This is a genomic window from Paramuribaculum intestinale (assembly GCF_030759015.1).
Classification (GTDB): domain Bacteria; phylum Bacteroidota; class Bacteroidia; order Bacteroidales; family Muribaculaceae; genus Paramuribaculum; species Paramuribaculum intestinale.
Map to the genome: position 1 here is coordinate 867,843 of NZ_CP098825.1, position 16,884 is coordinate 884,726.

The window sequence follows — 16,884 nt, forward strand, 5'->3', positions numbered from 1 at the left end:
GTTTGACATACAATGCCCCGTCAGAAACGCACCCATTCGTTTCTGACGGGGTGTTGTATGTCTTTTCGCTTCAATTTCCAGAGCGCAACGGTCTGACTTATGAGTTTGACCTGAAAATCAGCAACAAGGGTGGCGATAACGTCACAAGAGAGCTGAAGGTCAACGGTAAAAAGATGGAGGAGCCGTCAGGTTTCACTATCGTTCTGCAGTGAAAGGAAAACATAGTTAAAAAAGGGGGGAGGCTGTGTCATAGATATTTGTTTTTGACACGACAGCCTGAGTTATATCTCATTTCCTGAAATGAATAATCCTGCGTATTGGCGGGATGTTTGCGCTTTATCGTACAGCGACAGTTTTTTTAGATTTATTAAACAAAATGACGTTATAATCGGTTATATGATTGAAACGATTATTTTTTACCGACAGTCAAAAAAACATCTCATCTATGTATATGATAAAACGCATACTGTTATTCATGGCGGTGACAGGCCTGTTGTTTCTCGGAGTGTCATGCGCGCAGGAGCAGGAGAAGCAGTGCCGGGAGATAACCGATGCTATAAGCAATCAGGATTTCGACAAGGTGACCAATCTATGCGACAAGCTCTACAAAAAGCTTCCCGATTGCTCGGTAAAGACTCTTGGAGATCTTACGTTGAGTTATATCACTCTGGCTTTCGTGGGCGCGACAACGGGCAATCAGACCGCTACCGAACAGTCGATGCGCCGGGCGGTCGACTGCTACGATGCGGCCATGAAGAAAGATCCGGTCGAGGCCGGTGCGTTGTGGGAAAAGATGTCGGCCGAAAGCGGGTCGCTCGGACAGCCGATCAATCCGTCGAATATAGTCGAAACTTTCCGCCAGACTCTCGGAGAATTCGATGCCCAGCAGGCTGCGATGAACGCCAAGAGCGCGGGGGCAGATGTGGCTCCGGCCGATTCTTTCGTCAGGTAGATGTCACGATTTATGATTGAATGATGCTTCTGAAAGTGTGCTTGCCTCGCAGATAATACGCGGCGAGCACATTTTTCTTGGCTTCCGGCGTAGAGCGCAGCAGGTCGGCTCCGGAGCCGTTTATGTCAGTCAGACCGGCTTTCATCTTACGGTAGTCGCGGTGGGCGCGTATGATGGCGGCCGCGTCGGCCCATTGCATCGTGGCGGCATATCGGAGCCACGCCACTGCGTCGAGAAGCCGGCGGACAATCAGACGCTTGCGGCGAACACGGTCGGGAAGATTGCGGTGAAGCATCAGCAGGTTGTTGCGGAAGTTGAGGTATGTCTTCTTCGGATCTGATGCCGGCAGACTGCCACCTCCGAGATGGTGGACACTCGAATTTCCTACGGCATACACTTTCCAGCCGCGAAGCCTCATGCGCCAGCAGAGATCGATCTCCTCCATATGGGCGAAGAATATCTTGTCGAGGCCGCCGGTGTCGAGATATGCCTTTCGGCGTACCATGAGCGCGGCTCCCGATGCCCACATCACTTCGGCTGTATCGTCATACTGTCCGCGATCTGCTTCTATGGTGGAGAACACACGGCCTCTGCAATACGGATAGCCGTTGCGGTCGAGATATCCCCCTGCCGCACCGGCATACTCAAACACCGACGGATTTTCGGCCGAAAGTATCTTGGGCTGGCATGCTCCGGCATTGCTGTGGCTGTCCATGAACTCTACAAGCGGCTGCAGCCAGCCCTCGGGAGTGGCTGCATCGGAGTTGAGAAGCACGGCGTAGGTGGTGTCTATTGCCGCTATCGCGCGGTTGTAGCCTTCGGCGAAGCCATAGTTGCGGTCGAAAGCCATGACTTCGACCTCAGGGAAGTCGCGTTCGAGAAGTGAGAGAGAATCGTCGGTCGATCCGTTGTCGGCCACGACTATGCGTGCGCCTGTGGCTATCGTGTGTGATATGACCGAGGGCAGGAACCTCCTCAAAAGGGCGCTGCCGTTCCAGTTGAGTATCACGACGGCTGTCGACGAGCAGTCTGTCGGGTGGTTATTCAGCTTGTGGTTCATCGTTTGCGGGCAATTTTACCGGATTCTTCCATCGTCGGTGGGTCCATAGCCAGTCGGCCGGATCACGTTCGATGGATTCCTGCAGCATGTCGGCGTAGCGCCGTGTGATCTCCATCGGTGCCGTTTCCGAAGCGTCATCGGAGATATGTTTGAGCGTCAGACGGTAATGTCCGCGGCTTGTGTGGCTAAGATCGAAATATATCACGGCGGTCTTGAGCTTGCGGGCGAGAGTCTCGGTGCCTGTGATCATGGCAGTTGGGCGGTTGAGCAGCATCAGCGGCAGGGTCGGGTCGCCGTGGCTCGGTTTCTGGTCGCTCATAAATCCGGTGACACTCATGATACCCTCGCTGCGCATCCGCAGCAGATCGCGCAGCACGGTGCGCTTTGGCAGTGACTCCGATCCGAAACGCGAGCGTAGCCGAAGCATGAAGCGGTCGGCCCACTCGTTTTTAAGCGGACGGTAGACCTGACAGAATCTGACGTTTTTGCAACCCTTGTATCGACTCCAGAGGGTTATGGCCGGTGCCCACTCCCAGTTGAAGCAATGGGAGAAGTAGGCCACGACCGATTTTCCGCTGTCAAAAAGCGTATCGAGCACCTCCATGTTTTCGAACACTATGCGTCGACGCATCTCCTCATCGCTGACATGCAGGAGTTTGATGGTCTCAAGGAAGTAGTCGGAGAGGTTGCGGTAAAACCGGCGTTCGATAGCCGAACGTTCGTCACTGCCAAGATGCGGAAAGCATCGGGCGAGATTGTCGGCCACTGTTTTGCGCCGGTAGCGGACGATGTGGTAAAGCAGGGCATATATGCCTGTGGATAGCGCGTAGAGTGCTCTCAGCGGCAGCAGTGCCAGACCGTGGAGCATCCATCCCATAGGAGCGTATAAAACGTTTTCGATGTGTCGGTTCATTTTGCCGGAATTCCTTTCATGAAGTCTTTGCCTCCGGCCGTCAGACGTGTATCGACTATGCGGTTGAACAGTCCGGGGTCGGCGGGCATTTCTACTTTTATATAATTGTCGGTAAATCCATACATGTGGCCGTCGGCGCTGACAGAGTGTTCCACGAGCACTTTGCGCGTAGTCCCTTCATAGCGGCGCTGAAATTCGGCCAGCTTTCGGTCGGAAACGGCTATCATCGTGCGGCACCGTTCGTGACGCTCCGAAGGCTCTACGCGCGGGCGTATCTCAAGGGCGCGTGTGCCGGCACGCTCGGAGTAGGGGAACACATGGAGCCTGCTGACCGGAAGCCTCTCTATGAAGCGTAGCGATTCATCGAAGTGTGCAGGTGTTTCTCCCATCGCTCCGGTGATCAGGTCTACGCCTATGAATGCGTCGGGCATTGTGTGGAGTATTTTTTCTATGCGCGATGCAAACAGTGAGGTGTCGTAGTGGCGGCGCATAAGCTGCAGCACATGGTCGGATCCCGATTGCAGCGGCAGATGAAAGTGGGGCATGAACCGGCGCGACGAGGCAACGAAATTGATGATCTCGTCGGTCAGCAGGTCAGGCTCTATCGAGGAGATTCTGTAGCGGTCGATCCCCTCTACGGTGTCGAGCGCGCGGCACAGGTCGATGAAGCGTTCTCCGGTGAGTTTGCCGAAGTCACCGATGTTGACTCCTGTGATCACTATTTCGCGTCCGCCGTCGGCTGCCACCTGTGAGGCCTGTCCGACGAGCTGCTCTATGGTGGCCGAGCGGCTTCGCCCGCGAGCCTTGGGGATGGTGCAGTATGTGCACCAGTAGTCGCATCCGTCCTGCACTTTCAGAAACCAGCGTGTGCGGTCGCCGCGTGAGCATGAAGGGGCGAAGTCCTTGATAAGCGAGGCTTTGTTGACGTCGACGGTCGGCTGCCGTTCGGCAAGCCAGCGGTCGAGATATCCGGCTATCTGCAGCTTGCGGTCTATGCCGGCGGTCACAACCACTCCGGGAAGAGATGAGGCCTCTTCGGGATGGAGCTGTACGTAACAGCCTGTGACGGCTATGGCCGCGTGGGGATGTCGGCGGGCTATGGCTCTGATGGTCTGGCGGCACTTTTTGTCGGCCTCGCCGGTGACGCTGCAGGTGTTCACCACCACTATGTCAGGATGGTCGCCCTTGCGTGCCTGCTGCAGTCCGCGCTCCTCAAGCATACGGGCTATAGTGGCTGTTTCTGAGAAATTGAGTTTGCAGCCGAATGTATGTGTCAGATATGTGAGTGGCATTGTTGCGTTGTGGTCTGGGTTCAGTTGCTGTTTTTTCCTGCTATGGCCACATTCATCAGGTCAGGCCTGAGATATTTGCTGGCCATGTCGGCTATGATCTCAGGCGACATTGTGCGGGCTGTCATAAGCCGCTGATCGAAATAGTCGGGTGAGAGCCCGTTGATATGCATCGACTGATAGAAATCGCTCACGGTGAACGGTGTTTCCATTATGTCAAGCAGCGAGGACAATTCGGTCATGCGTATGCGTTCCATTTCATCGGCGTCGGGAGGAGCCGTTGCCAGACGTGTCATCTCAGAGGCTATCTCGTCTACAACCCTGTCGCGATAGGCGTTGTCACATTCGGTGGCAATACTGATCATCCCGCCTTCGGCATATCCGAGCAGTGAGGCATGTATGCCGTAGGTCAGTCCGAGACGTTCGCGTATATTGGCCGACAGGCGGCTGCCGAAATATCCGCCGAGGGCGTTGACGGTCATTCGCAGCGGCAGATAGTCGGGATGATTGCGGTCGATCCCTCTGAGGGTGACACACACGGCGCTCTGCAATGCTCCGTCAACGGTTCTGAAGCCGCGCTTCCCGGAGCCGATGTTGAACGGCACTATGCATGACGACGGCTCTTCCATGCCCTGTGGAGGTGTTATCGATCCGAAACTGCGGTTTAGCTGGTGTTCAAGCGACGGCGTAAGACGTCCGGCTATGAAGAGCCGTATGTGGCGCGGATGAAGATTGCGTCGGTGGAAGTCGAGCAGTGTGTCGCGGTCTATTGCCGCGATGCGGTCAGGATCGGGATTCTGTGCCAGCGGGTGGCCGGCTCCAATGGTTATCTCTCTTGAAAGCGCCGACGCCTGATAGCCTACGGTCTGCTGTTCTATGGCGGTCTGCGCTATCATGCGTTCGCGCCATTTAGCCAGTCGGTCGGCCGGGAATGACGGATCGGTAAGTATGTCGATCACCTGCGGAAGTATCATCTGTCGTTTTGATTCCAGATGATAGACCGTAAAGCTTCGGTGATGGTTGCCGCTGCTGCAGGCAGTCCAGGCTCCGTTGAAGTCGAAATGATCGGCCAGAGTCAGTCCGTCGGTGGTGGTAGTGCCCTCCTGACGCAGTTGTGAGTCGAGCAGCGCTATTGCGGGATTGCCGGCCTCGGCCATGCCGCCTTCTGTGATGACGGTCAGCCGGCTGATCTCCGTGTCGGGATGATCGAGCGCCGACACTTTCATGCCGTTGTCGAGCGTCAGCTCGCGCATGGCCGGAAGTTTTATGTCGGAGGGGATATGTGTGGCCGGTGCCTTTGACCTGTCGGGTGTAGCTGACATTATGGGTCGGTAGTTATTTCTCGGCGAGCAGTGACTCAGCTCGGCGCAGGTCGTCGGGTGTGTCAATGCCAATGGTTTCACAGTCGGTCACGGCGGTCATGATCCGGTAGCCGGCCTGCAGCCATCGGAGCTGTTCGAGCGATTCGGCCAGTTCAAGAGCCGACTGCGGCAGTTTCACTATCTCGCGGAGAACTGAAGTGCGGTAGGCATATATGCCCACATGGGTGTGGAACACTGCATTGTCGAGCCATTGCTGCCATTCGTGGCCGCGGACGTAGGGGATTATCGAGCGACTGAAATACAGCGCGTGTCCGGCGCCGTCCATCACCACCTTTGGTGTGTTTGGGTCAAACAATGCGTCAAATCCGCGTTGCGGATCGAAGCGGCGGACGAGGGTGGCTATGTCGGTCGAGTTATCGGCAAAGCACTCTTTGAGCTGCGCTATCTGGCGCGGGTCGATAAAGGGTTCGTCGCCTTGAATGTTGATCACCACGTCGGCGTCCGATCCCAGAGTGTCGAGAGCCTCGCAGCACCGGTCGGTGCCGCTGCGGTGGGACGATGATGTCATGACGGCTCTTCCGCCGAAAGCCTCTACAGCCCGGGCTATGCGTTCGTCGTCGGTGGCCACTGCCACGCTGTCGAGTTCAAGGCTTGCCTGGGTGTAGACCCGTTCGATCATGGTCTTGCCGCCTATCATGGCGAGCGGTTTTCCGGGGAAACGCGTTGATGCGTATCTTGCCGGTATTATGCCTATGAATTTCATGTTTATTTGTGTTGCAATGTTTTCAGTCGATGCTTTTCAGAAGGCGGATTGTTTCGGCTCTGCCCGCGTTGATCAGGTCGGGATAATGGGCGTCGCTGTTGACTATGAGAGGTATTCCGGCCTTTTTGAGCCTGTGCCATAGCCGTCGGTTGGGGAAGGTGCGGTGATGATCGGCAAGAGCCTTGGTGTTGACTTCGGCTATTATGCCGGAGGCGGCTATATGGTCTATCACGCCGTCAAGGAGTGTGTCGAACCATGATTCATCCTCTATGCCCGGGCGGAAATGCGAGGCATTGTGTCCCACCTTGTCGAAATGTCCGATGATATTGAATCCTCCGGCATCGATCATGGCATGGGTCTGGCTGAAATATTGTTCGGTCACCCATCGGATATCGTTGTCGAAAAACTCCTGCATCTTCCATTTGAAATTTTCGAAACGCCCGTCGATGTCGACATATTCGCCTTTTTGCGTAGGCACGAAATGTATCGAGCCAATGCGGTAGTCGAGCGGCAGTGACTGGAAATAGTCTGATGCGGGTCCCCATTGCGGCCCGAGATAGTCGATCTCCATACCTGCATATATATCCATCCGGCCGGCATACAGGTCTTTAAGCCGGTCGCACTCCGCCAGATAATAGCCTACGGAGTCGCGGCTCATATTGCAGCTCGACTCCACCGTGATAGGGGAGTGGGGGGTGAATCCGTAGTGTTTCATCCCGGCATTGAGGGCGGCTTCGGCCATTTCGGCCATCGTAGCGCGTCCGTCGCAGAACTGTGTGTGGGAGTGAAAGCAATAGTCGTCGGTCTGTCTGGCTATGTCCGATATGTCGTTGTTGGTCATCATTGTAGTGCGGAATATTTCATTGTGATGATTGCCCGGATGACTTCATGCTGGTTCTGACGTAGTGTCATGACTGAGGCGTCGCACATAGCGGGCAAACATCAGAGCAAACACTGTTGCCACAGCCACTCCAGCGCATGTCGCTATCGTGAGATCGAGTCCGAAGCCTTCGGGACGCCGGGCAAAGAGTAGATAGCTCACGCTGACGGCGGTCATGAACATGGCCGGCAGCAGGCTGACTATATAGGCTTTGCGGTGGCGTGCCATATATACCGTGACTGCCCATAGCGTAAATACGGCCAGAGTCTGGTTGCTCCATGCGAAGTAGCGCCACAGCACATTGAAGTCGATCATCATCAAGGCGAAGACAGCGGCAAAAAGCGGCAGTGAGATGAGAAGGCGCTTCCATATCGTGTGCTGGCTGAGTTTCATGAAGTCGGCCACGATCAGGCGTGCGCTGCGCATGGCCGTGTCGCCGGTGCTGATCGGCGCGGCCACCACTCCGAGCAGGGCGAGAATGCCGCCGGCGGTGCCGAGCCAGCTGAACGATATTTCGCTGACAAGAGCGCCTGCACTGTTGCCGTGGGAGGCCATATAGGCTGTGAGCTGCTCATATCCGCCTGCAAAGGCTATCGCCGCGGCAGCCCAGATAAGAGCCACGATACCTTCGGTCACCATGGCGCCGTAAAATATGGGGCGGGCAAGTTTCTCGTTTTTCAGGCAGCGGGCCATCATGGGCGACTGTGTGGCATGAAAGCCGGAGATCGCGCCGCAGGCAATGCTTACAAACATCATCGGGAACACCGGATGATGCTCCGTGTCGGGCATCCTGTTGTCGAAGCCGGCGCTGAAGTCTATGGGTATGCCGAAATCGCCGAACAGCAGACATCCGAGCAGTCCCACCGCCATGAAGAGTAACGCCACTCCGAAGAGCGGATAGATATTGCCTATAAGCTTGTCGATCGGCAGCAGTGTGGCCAGGATGTAATATCCGAGTATGACGGCAATCCAGACGGTGCGGTCGAGAGTGTCGGGAGTCAGTCCGGCCAGAATGTCGGCCGGTGTGAGCACGAATACTGCGCCGACAAGCAAGAGCAGAAGCACCGAGAATCCGCGCATCACCTGCTTCACTCCGTCGCCGAGTTCATGACCTACGATCTCGGGCAGCGAAGCGCCGCCCATGCGTATGGAGATCACGCCCGACAGGAAATCGTGGACGGCGCCGGCGAAAATAGTGCCGAGCACTATCCACAGGAAGGCTGCCTGACCGAACATCACTCCCATTATAGCGCCGAAGATCGGACCGAGGCCTGCGATGTTCAGAAATTGTATGAGAAAAACCTTCCATGTAGGCATCGGCAGATAGTCTACGTCGTCGCGCAGCCGGTAGGCCGGCATCGGCCGGTTTCGGTCGGTGCCGATCAGGCGGTCGATGAGTGTGCCGTAGATGAAGTAGCCGCCGACGAGCACCGCCAGAGCTATGAGAAATGAAGTCATGATGATGCGGAACTGTTGCTGTCGGTCTGATTACTTTTCGTCGGCCGGACCGGCGATGGTTTCACGCATTATGGTGTCGGCCTGGACGTTTTTCATCCTGTAGTAGTCCATGATGCCGAGATTGCCGCTGGCAAAGGCGGCGGCCATGGCTTTGGGCAGTTCGGCCTCGGCTTCTATCACCTTTGCTCGGGCTTCCTGCGCCTTGGCTTTCATCTCCTGCTCCAGGGCTATGGCCATGGCACGGCGCTCTTCGGCCTTGGCCTGTGCGATGTTTTTGTCGGCCTGCGCCTGGTCTATCTGCAGTGCGGCGCCGATATTCTTGCCTATGTCTATGTCGGCGATGTCAATCGAGAGAATCTCGAATGCCGTGCCGCTGTCAAGGCCTTTGCGGAGCACGAGTTTTGATATGCTGTCGGGGTTTTCGAGCACCTGCTTGTGGCTCTCCGACGAGCCGATGCTCGACACTATGCCTTCGCCTACGCGGGCAAGCACGGTGTCCTCGCCGGCACCGCCTACGAGCTGGCGTATGTTGGCGCGCACCGTGACTCGGGCTTTGGCTATGAGCTGTATGCCGTCCTTGGCCACTGCGGTCACCGGGGGAGTGTCGATCACTTTGGGATTTACGCTCATCTGCACGGCCTGAAACACGTCGCGTCCGGCAAGGTCTATGGCTGTGGCCATCTTGAAGCCCAGATCTATGTTGGCTTTGGCAGCTGAGACAAGCGCATGCACCACCTTCTCCACGTCGCCTCCGGCAAGATAGTGGGCTTCGAGATCATCGCGGGTCACGCCGGTCAGTCCGGCCTTGTGTGCCTCGATCATGGCTCTGACTATCACCGATGCGGGCACTTTACGGATACGCATCAGCACGAGCTGCAGCAGTGAGATCCTGACGCCGCTCACGCGCGCCGAAATCCACAGGAAGAACGGCACGTAGTAAAAAAACACGCACAGAAGCGCCACCAACACCACACCCAGTATGATAATTGATATTTCCATTGCTTAAATGATTTTATAGGGGTCGTACATTTGTACGGTTAAATGTTTTTGAATAAATTTATCTTCAAATATCAGGCATCACAAGCATGGAACAAGGCAGATTAGGGGGTGGCAAAACCCGTGACTAACGTTCAGTCCCCATGCTTTTACATCTAAAGACTGGATAGTTCGTTGGGGCGGTATGACTGACCCCGTGTTTGCGACGAGAGTGCAAAAGATGTAGTTCCTGACAAAAGATTTGATAACATGACATACATAGGCATCGACATCAGCAAAGCGACGTTTGTAGCTGCTTTTCCTCATGGAAAGGGCTACCGTACCGAGACCTTCCAAAACAACGCGAAAGGCATCCGCAAGTTCATCTCGAAGCTTGACCATGCTATCCACCACTGCGTGATGGAGGCGACAGGCAACTACTGCTTCCTTCTTCTTTATCTTCTTGACAAGACCGGCATACGGGCAAGCCTCATAAATCCGAAGAAGATAAAAAACTATTCCCGCGTAATGATGTCGGTTACCAAAACAGACTCCAAAGATGCCTGTCTCATTGCCGATTTCGGGGAGAGATTCAAGCCGGAACCATATAAGTTCCCGTCCGAACAGATAATGCTTCTGAAACAGAAGAAAACAGTCCTGCGTCAACTTCAGAAGCAACTGACAGCGACAAAGAATCTTCTTTCATCACTTGAGCCTCTGCCGGTTAAGGATAAGAAATGTCTGAACTCATTGAAACAGACCATAACCTTCCTTGAAAAGCAGATCAAGTACATGCAGCAGGAAATGGAGACGGTCGTAACCGATGTGTTTGACAAGCAGCTTAAACTCCTTACCTCTATAAAGGGTATCGGAGTCACACTTGCCACTGCGCTGATTATAGCTACCGGAGGCTTTACCTACTTTGAAAATGCCAAGCAGTTGTCCCGCTTTATCGGTATCTGCCCCACGATAGAGCAGTCCGGCACAAGCATCAATATCCGTGGACATATCAACCGTAACGGTGACGAGACTCTGCGTTCGATGCTTTATGTGGCGGCATGGTCAGCAAGTCAGCACAACAAGGCGTGCAAGGAATGCTACCAGCGTTTGCGGGGCAAAGGAAAATCAGGCAAAGTAGCCATGATTGCTGTGGCAAATAAACTCGTTAGACAGGCTTTTGCTGTTGTGACATCCAATAAGTCATATATCGACGGCTTCGTCTCTACGAAACCTGATTCCGCCCTCTAAACTATTCCTCTCTCCTTCTGGCTAGGGGATGCCCGAGCGGCGGGGGCGGCCTAAACCGCCCCCAAGAGCGGACTGCGGCAAGACCATTCTCAAATAATCTAAGGTGGATGTAATTTTTGCCTCATTTTATTTGGTTTTTAATATAGTTCGTTATTGATAATTTGAAATCAGGTTTGAATTGTTTTGATCGTCAGTGTGTCAGGCACCGGTTTGTGTCTGTCGGCTCTTCCCCGGAGCTTATTTTTCGGCTTCGGCGAGTTGGTCGGTCAGATGTCTGATCTCTCTCCGCAGGGATCCGGCCGTCGCCTCCGAGTCAAGTATCTGCCGTGATAGGGTCTTTTCGCCTGCGGCATAGCGGCGACGCAAGGCTTCGAGATCGGTCAGTGTGCGGTCGAGTTTATGACGTGTGCCTATGATCTGTGTCATGAGTGTGCGGCCACGGCTTGTACGGAAATCGTTGAGATCATGGTAGATCTTTGAGCCTATGGCTATGGTGAAGGCCGTGGATCGGCCGGAGTCGCCGTTGTCTGACGCGCGTGCGAGCAGACCCGAGTAGTCGGCTCCGGGCTGTTGAGTGGCGCGGAAATCGCTTATTATAGCCAGTCTGGCGAGTCCTGCGGTATCGGCAGGGTAGTTGACACGCATCTCGCGTGGAATAAACCTGTAGATGGTGATCGAGTCGCCCAGGCGGTTGCGGTCGGTGGCCCACCATCCGATGCCCGACTCCTCGTCGATAGCCAGCATGTAGTCGTCATATGGCGAGTTATACGGCATGCCGATGTTTTGTGGCTGCAGATACTCCTCGCCGTTGTTGCGGGTCATGAATATATCGTATCCTCCGAGCGAATTCTCTCCGTCATTGGCGAAGTAGAGGGTCACTCCGTCGCTCATCAGAAACGGATATGCAGCGTCACCACCCTCGCCGAGACCCTCGCCGAGCAGCTGCGGTTCGTCCCACGATCCGTCGTCGAGGCGGGTGCTCTGCGTCAATGTATAGTTTTCGTTCTCATCGGCAGCCGACCAGATGGCTGTGCGGCCGTCCTCTGTAATGAATGCGGGCAGGTCGGCAATGGCGCGTGCTCCTTGCGGAAGCGACTCGGCTCCCGCTATGCGTCCGGCGGCTTTCGACAGACGGTAGATGCGGAAGAAGTCGTCGCGTCCTATGGCAGTGCTGTCTATGACGGTCAGCTGTTCCACGCGCTCCATCATGTTGCGGCCGCGTTCGATGCGTTCGCGCAGGCTTTCGACTTCGGGCGACGGCTCGGCGGCTTTGCGCCGACCGCGTTTTAGCCTGCTCTCGTAATCGTCGAGATGCTCGTCGGCTCCATCGAAGTCATATTCGAGAAACGCTATCTCGGCCAGACCTATTCGCGAGTCGTTGGTGCCTTTGGCAAGGTATGGTCGTGCCTCGGCCGGATGACCGGTGCGCAGCAGTGCTGTTCCGGCTTTATGTTGCAGAGCGGCATTGCGCGGTTTGGCTTTGGCCTCTTCGAGCAAAGTCGGGAGTGCTTCGGCGTATTCGCCCTGTTCAAACAGGCTTTCAGCCTCAGCAAGTGTCTGGGCGTTCAGTCCGATAGTGGCGCCCGCGGCCAGTAATATTGCGATAAAAAATCTTTTCACAGCTGTATGGTATCTTTCATTGTCAGCAGGTGCGGCGCACCCGGGCAGCCGTCGTGTCGGCTGTCATATCGCAAAATTACAGATTTTTTGTGATATACACAATAAGGAGCTGAATATCAGAGGGAGGGAAATCTGTGTTTGTACTAAATTCGTACTGAATGGGATAATGGTGGCAACTCGTTAGAAATCAATTTGATTTATTTAAGATGCGTTAACTATTTTTATTTGTCTTGAATTGACCGATTTTCTGCCGGTGGAAGTCGATTTTTTTCAGTTTTTCATCAACACTCCCTTAATATATTTCCATTATCACACTCTTGCGTGGCTTTTCATCACGACAAAGATACCTCTTTATTTTGACTTATACAAGCAACTGGCCGGATTGTTTCTGGAAATTGTTTTGCATACCGTATGCCGGACATCGAATGTCAGCATCGCCTACGATGTGCAGCCGGAGGCTGACTATCATCTCCCGGCTCCCGCAGTCATTCCATATCCGGCAAGGTTGTAATCCACGAGGGCAAAGACCATCATATCTCCTACGGCTTCGCTGCTCTCCGCCTTGAATAAATGCCGGACATTGCCCTTTGTCGGGATTACTTCCGTAATTCATGTTTCCTTTTCCATGATATGATATTGTTTGTTACATTGCAGTTGTTCATAGTCTTGTCATTCTGTGATTGAATGGCGGCACAGTTCATTATGTTGTCAAGTGGCTTTCCTGTTATATCGGGGATGCCATTTTTGTTTTTGCGTTCCGGGGCAAGTGGGTTGAGTAGGAGTTGCTCGCCGGTTGGAACGTATGGCTGAGGAACATTCGTGTCAATCCGGAAAAATCTCCACACTCGCCGGGGCTGAGGTAGTATTTTTACGTCTTGCCACGAACATTCCTTTTTGTCGCCATACGTCTTTGGGGTGTCGAGCAACTCATACTACCACACTGTCCTTAGACGCATAAGGATAAAAAAAAGCACCCACCGATATGAAAGCCACAAGACAACATAAAGATTCTTCAGGTCGAGGCAAAGCTCACCAAACCTCCTATCCATACCGCATAAGCATAGCGGTTGCAAAGGTGGTCAAGATGATAGTAATATTCATCGGAGCAATGATAGGATTATTGTTCGGTTGGTTTATCGGCAGGATATTCAAGGCTATCGGTTGGCTCATATCAGCCTTCACGATGTTGGCTATCATCTATTGGTTAATGACACTCTAAAATATTACGACTATGGCAAGCAAGAATGAAAACAAAGGTACTATGGCGTTTGCGGACACTATCCGCCACTACCTTGAAAAGAGAGCCGAGAGTGACGCGCTTTTCGCCGTCAAGTTCGCAAACCCCTCAAAGTCAGTGGAAGACTGCGCGACCTTTATAATCAACGAGGTCAAGAAAAGCGGTTGCAACGGATTTACCGATGATGAGATTTTCGGAATGGCTACCCATTTTTACGAAGAAGATGAGATTGAGGTGGGTAATCCAATCAACTGCAAAGTTGTCGTCAACCATACGGTAGAGTTGACCGAGGAAGAAAAGGAACAGGCACGACAGGACGCGATAGAACGTCTGCGCCAAGAGGAAATGGCAAAACTGCGCAAGCCTATCCAACCCAAGAAAGCCACCGAGAAGAAAACCCAAGATGTTCAACCAAGTCTTTTTGACTTTTAACACCGCACTGCTATGAAACCCAAGACCAAGATACAGAAAGAGGTAGCAAGACTATCGGTAACTCTGCCCAAACTTACTCCGGCTCAAACGGAATGGGCTTATAAGAATGGCGTTGAACATATCGCCTACCGCACCAAGAAAGGCTATATCACCTGCCCCGACTGTGGTCACGAATGGCACAGCGATGAGGGCGCACTTTCCGACACGCTTTTCGGTTGCCGTTGCCCCCACTGCGGAGCGGAACTCAAAGTAGAGGAAAGTCGCAAGCGCACCTACAAGCGAATATCATATATCGGTTATCTCACCACCTGCCGAGGCTATCAAGTATATCGTGTGGCTATGGCTAAGTTTGAGAGCCGTAAAGGAGAACCCTGCCGTTTCTATCTTTTGGAGGTTATGCAGCAATGGATAGCACCCAATGGAACATCTACAGTCGTGGCACTCCGCAGAGGTATGGGATTTATGTATTACGACCTTTGGGTATGGGATAGCACACTGGAGGTACGTTCAAAATCCGACACATACGACTATGTGAGCGCACAAACGTTGATGTATCCCCGTTACAAAGTGCTGCCGCAAGCAATCCGCAACGGATTTGACGGCAAGTTTTATGGCATAAATCCAATCCGTCTTATTGCCGTGTTGCTCTCCAATCCAATGGCTGAAACTATGATGAAGGCCGGAGATGTAGAGGTAATGAAATATTTCCTCTCCAATCCAAGCACTTGCAACATCTGTTGGAACTCCTACAAAATTGCAAAGCGTCATGGGTACACCCTCGATAACATCTCAATGTGGTGTGACTATATCCGTATGCTGAACGATTTGGGAGAGGATATTCGCAATCCCAAAAACATCTGCCCCCAAGACCTCAAAGACGCACACGATGTTATGACACGACGTATCAATGCCAAACGAGCAAAGGAAAGTGCAGAAAGAGCACGGCGATACGAGATAGAAAGGCGTGAGCGTGAACAGCAACGCCTACTCAAAGCAGAAGAGGATAAAGAAAAGTTTATCGCTCTAAAATCCAAGTTCTTCGGATTGGTAATCACTGACAACGAGTTGACAATCAAAGTGCTTGAAAGCATAGATGAATACTATGAGGAAGGCAGGAAGCAGGACATCTGCGTGTTCGGAGCGGGATATTACCGCAAGGAGAACACTCTCATTCTTTCAGCAAGGATTGACGGAGAAATAATTGAAACCGTAGAGGTTGACTTGCGTACCCTCAAAGTGGTGCAGTGCCACGGCAAATACAACAAGGACACCGAATACCACGACCGCATAATCAACCTTGTCAACAGCAACGCCAAGTTAATCCGCAAGAGAATGACCGCCTGAATGTTTAACCCGACCTGCGTCAGCAATGGCGCAGGTCACAACACCCACCAAATATGAACGTGACGATTGAAAGTCTGATATTTGACTTTGACGATAAGATAAGAGCGGTTGTGCTTGACCTCATAAACCGCATATTGCTGACACGCAATGAAACCGAACTGAGGGAAACCGTAGCCGTATGCGCCGAGCGTACCGACCTCAACAAGTTTTTCCTATATGGCTACGGCAAACACCACTTTTGGGTAAAGCAACGCCTTGTCAGCGACCCTGCAAAGACATTCGACCAGCGAATGATGATTGTGAATTTCTAAAACATTGATTAATATGGCAACGAAAATGACCGCTAACGGAGTGAGCACAACCACCGCTCCCGGCACTGAACAATACGAAACTTTCTACTTTGCCCATCGTGGCAAGCAAATAAGCCGTGTGATGTACGACTACCGAGATACCGACAACGAGCTGTTTTCTTGTGTAGCCCCCACACTTGCGGAGTGCAGACACAAGCGTGACGAATGGCTCGCCAAGAAAAGCAATGCTTAAAGAACCAACTTGCCAAATCGTAATATTCCCAAGTGGCGCGACCCTGTGATAGAGTTGCGCCACTGATTTTCACCAAATTTCGGCCGCCACAGGCGGCGATTGGGCCTAATCTGATGTTATGAAATCATAAAGGATGTCCGATTTTCCTAAAGACCTCATTCATCTAATAGTTGTGATAAACCATAGGCAGAGTGAACAGGATACCATCACCATCGCAATGTTAATCCCTATAAGCAGCCATACACTGCAATTATTTTTTCTGTTGGGATAGCGACGGTAGTAGGCTCTCTCCCGCGCAGGAGTGAAACGGGATTTTTCCCATCGTGGCTCACCGTAAAGGTAAGCCGATACGGTTATCACAAGCCACGCAATCTGCATCTCGTCGTTTGGCATAATCAGACAGAGACCCAACATCGGCCACATGATGAATACGGCAATAGCAGCATCAAGGGGCGAGAACTGCCATTTAGGCATCACATTGTGCAGCCGGTCTTGACCTATCATGTAATGCAGGTGGTCGATTATGTTGAATTTGTATCTCCGTTTAATCATTTAGGATTGGCGGTTTACTATCACAATGTTACAGACGTTCATTTTTCAGCCGTTAGTATTGTTTTGACTGTCTCGCACACCTTTTTGTCGTCAGCAAACAGGTTGCACCAGACTATAATCAGTGTAGAATCCTTACGGGTGGCGAGGCATTTTTCGGGAGCTTCAGACGGTATGTCAATCTCAGTGAAATAGTTTTCCGGGATATGTCGAAGGATTTTTCCTGAATACACTTTGTCTCTGAATCTAATGGAAAAACTCAGTGAATTTGCCCCCCGGTTGACCAGATAAATTGCCCC

The 16,884-nt window shown here is 52.8% G+C and carries 18 protein-coding genes; 8 read left to right on the forward strand and 10 right to left on the reverse strand.

What is annotated here, in order from left to right; all coding sequences use genetic code 11:
* Nucleotides 1-2 precede the first annotated feature (2 nt).
* Both NF347_RS03860 and NF347_RS03865 read left to right on the forward strand, forming a co-directional pair.
* Nucleotides 3-212, forward strand: a complete 210-nt coding sequence (locus NF347_RS03860; RefSeq protein WP_128702360.1) for a hypothetical protein — start codon at nucleotides 3-5, stop codon at nucleotides 210-212.
* A 233-nt stretch (nucleotides 213-445) separates the two neighbouring features.
* Nucleotides 446-952 carry a hypothetical protein gene (locus NF347_RS03865; RefSeq protein ID WP_107035698.1) on the forward strand — a complete coding sequence of 169 codons (507 nt, stop codon included), beginning with the start codon at nucleotides 446-448 and terminating at the stop codon, nucleotides 950-952.
* Between the two features lie 10 nt (nucleotides 953-962).
* Here NF347_RS03865 and NF347_RS03870 read toward each other — a convergent pair whose 3' ends face one another.
* Genes NF347_RS03870 through floA form a run of 8 tightly spaced genes read right to left on the reverse strand, consistent with a single transcriptional unit; the run spans nucleotide 963 to nucleotide 9,636 of the window.
* Nucleotides 963-2,012 carry a glycosyltransferase family 2 protein gene (locus tag NF347_RS03870; RefSeq protein ID WP_107035697.1) on the reverse strand — a complete coding sequence of 350 codons (1,050 nt, stop codon included), beginning with the start codon at nucleotides 2,010-2,012 and terminating at the stop codon, nucleotides 963-965.
* On the reverse strand, nucleotides 1,993-2,925 hold the full coding sequence (locus NF347_RS03875) for a lysophospholipid acyltransferase family protein (protein ID WP_107035696.1): 933 nt from the start codon (nucleotides 2,923-2,925) through the stop codon (nucleotides 1,993-1,995). The genes NF347_RS03870 and NF347_RS03875 overlap by 20 nt, the downstream gene beginning before the upstream one ends.
* Nucleotides 2,922-4,217: a tRNA (N(6)-L-threonylcarbamoyladenosine(37)-C(2))-methylthiotransferase MtaB gene (gene mtaB / locus NF347_RS03880; RefSeq protein WP_107035695.1), complete on the reverse strand. Its 1,296-nt coding sequence runs from the start codon at nucleotides 4,215-4,217 to the stop codon at nucleotides 2,922-2,924. The genes NF347_RS03875 and mtaB overlap by 4 nt, the downstream gene beginning before the upstream one ends.
* Nucleotides 4,218-4,237: 20 nt before the next feature.
* The gene (locus NF347_RS03885) at nucleotides 4,238-5,536 is read right to left on the reverse strand and encodes a M16 family metallopeptidase (protein ID WP_107035694.1); all 1,299 of its coding nucleotides are present in this window, start codon (nucleotides 5,534-5,536) and stop codon (nucleotides 4,238-4,240) included.
* 13 nt (nucleotides 5,537-5,549) lie between these two features.
* Nucleotides 5,550-6,299, reverse strand: coding sequence for a 3-deoxy-manno-octulosonate cytidylyltransferase (gene kdsB / locus NF347_RS03890; RefSeq protein ID WP_107035693.1), 750 nt, complete (start codon nucleotides 6,297-6,299; stop codon nucleotides 5,550-5,552).
* A 22-nt stretch (nucleotides 6,300-6,321) separates the two neighbouring features.
* On the reverse strand, nucleotides 6,322-7,143 hold the full coding sequence (locus tag NF347_RS03895; protein WP_107035692.1) for a histidinol-phosphatase: 822 nt from the start codon (nucleotides 7,141-7,143) through the stop codon (nucleotides 6,322-6,324).
* A 42-nt stretch (nucleotides 7,144-7,185) separates the two neighbouring features.
* Nucleotides 7,186-8,637 (reverse strand): carbon starvation CstA family protein, encoded by a 1,452-nt coding sequence (locus NF347_RS03900; protein ID WP_107035691.1) that lies wholly within the window; start codon nucleotides 8,635-8,637, stop codon nucleotides 7,186-7,188.
* 30 nt (nucleotides 8,638-8,667) lie between these two features.
* A complete protein-coding gene (gene floA / locus NF347_RS03905; RefSeq protein WP_107035690.1) occupies nucleotides 8,668-9,636 on the reverse strand; it encodes a flotillin-like protein FloA in 969 nt (322 codons plus the stop codon).
* 246 nt (nucleotides 9,637-9,882) lie between these two features.
* Between floA and NF347_RS03910 the strand changes: the two genes are divergently transcribed.
* The gene (locus NF347_RS03910; protein WP_107033536.1) at nucleotides 9,883-10,860 is read left to right on the forward strand and encodes an IS110 family RNA-guided transposase; all 978 of its coding nucleotides are present in this window, start codon (nucleotides 9,883-9,885) and stop codon (nucleotides 10,858-10,860) included.
* A gap of 237 nt (nucleotides 10,861-11,097) precedes the next feature.
* Here NF347_RS03910 and NF347_RS03915 read toward each other — a convergent pair whose 3' ends face one another.
* A complete protein-coding gene (locus tag NF347_RS03915) occupies nucleotides 11,098-12,480 on the reverse strand; it encodes a tetratricopeptide repeat protein (protein ID WP_107035689.1) in 1,383 nt (460 codons plus the stop codon).
* A gap of 982 nt (nucleotides 12,481-13,462) precedes the next feature.
* Here NF347_RS03915 and NF347_RS03920 point away from each other — a divergent pair.
* The 5 genes from NF347_RS03920 to NF347_RS03940 are packed head-to-tail and all read left to right on the forward strand — an operon-like array spanning nucleotide 13,463 to nucleotide 16,036.
* Nucleotides 13,463-13,699 carry a hypothetical protein gene (locus NF347_RS03920; protein WP_107681776.1) on the forward strand — a complete coding sequence of 79 codons (237 nt, stop codon included), beginning with the start codon at nucleotides 13,463-13,465 and terminating at the stop codon, nucleotides 13,697-13,699.
* A 12-nt stretch (nucleotides 13,700-13,711) separates the two neighbouring features.
* A complete protein-coding gene (locus NF347_RS03925; protein WP_107035686.1) occupies nucleotides 13,712-14,149 on the forward strand; it encodes a PcfK-like family protein in 438 nt (145 codons plus the stop codon).
* 12 nt (nucleotides 14,150-14,161) lie between these two features.
* Nucleotides 14,162-15,493 carry a PcfJ domain-containing protein gene (locus NF347_RS03930; protein WP_107035685.1) on the forward strand — a complete coding sequence of 444 codons (1,332 nt, stop codon included), beginning with the start codon at nucleotides 14,162-14,164 and terminating at the stop codon, nucleotides 15,491-15,493.
* A 53-nt stretch (nucleotides 15,494-15,546) separates the two neighbouring features.
* Nucleotides 15,547-15,804 carry a hypothetical protein gene (locus NF347_RS03935; RefSeq protein ID WP_107035684.1) on the forward strand — a complete coding sequence of 86 codons (258 nt, stop codon included), beginning with the start codon at nucleotides 15,547-15,549 and terminating at the stop codon, nucleotides 15,802-15,804.
* Nucleotides 15,805-15,817: 13 nt separating this feature from the next.
* Nucleotides 15,818-16,036, forward strand: a complete 219-nt coding sequence (locus tag NF347_RS03940; RefSeq protein WP_107035683.1) for a DUF3873 domain-containing protein — start codon at nucleotides 15,818-15,820, stop codon at nucleotides 16,034-16,036.
* Between the two features lie 159 nt (nucleotides 16,037-16,195).
* On the opposite strand, the gene NF347_RS03945 is transcribed toward NF347_RS03940, so the two are convergent.
* The gene (locus tag NF347_RS03945) at nucleotides 16,196-16,588 is read right to left on the reverse strand and encodes a hypothetical protein (RefSeq protein WP_107035682.1); all 393 of its coding nucleotides are present in this window, start codon (nucleotides 16,586-16,588) and stop codon (nucleotides 16,196-16,198) included.
* Between the last annotated feature and the right edge of the window lie 296 nt (nucleotides 16,589-16,884).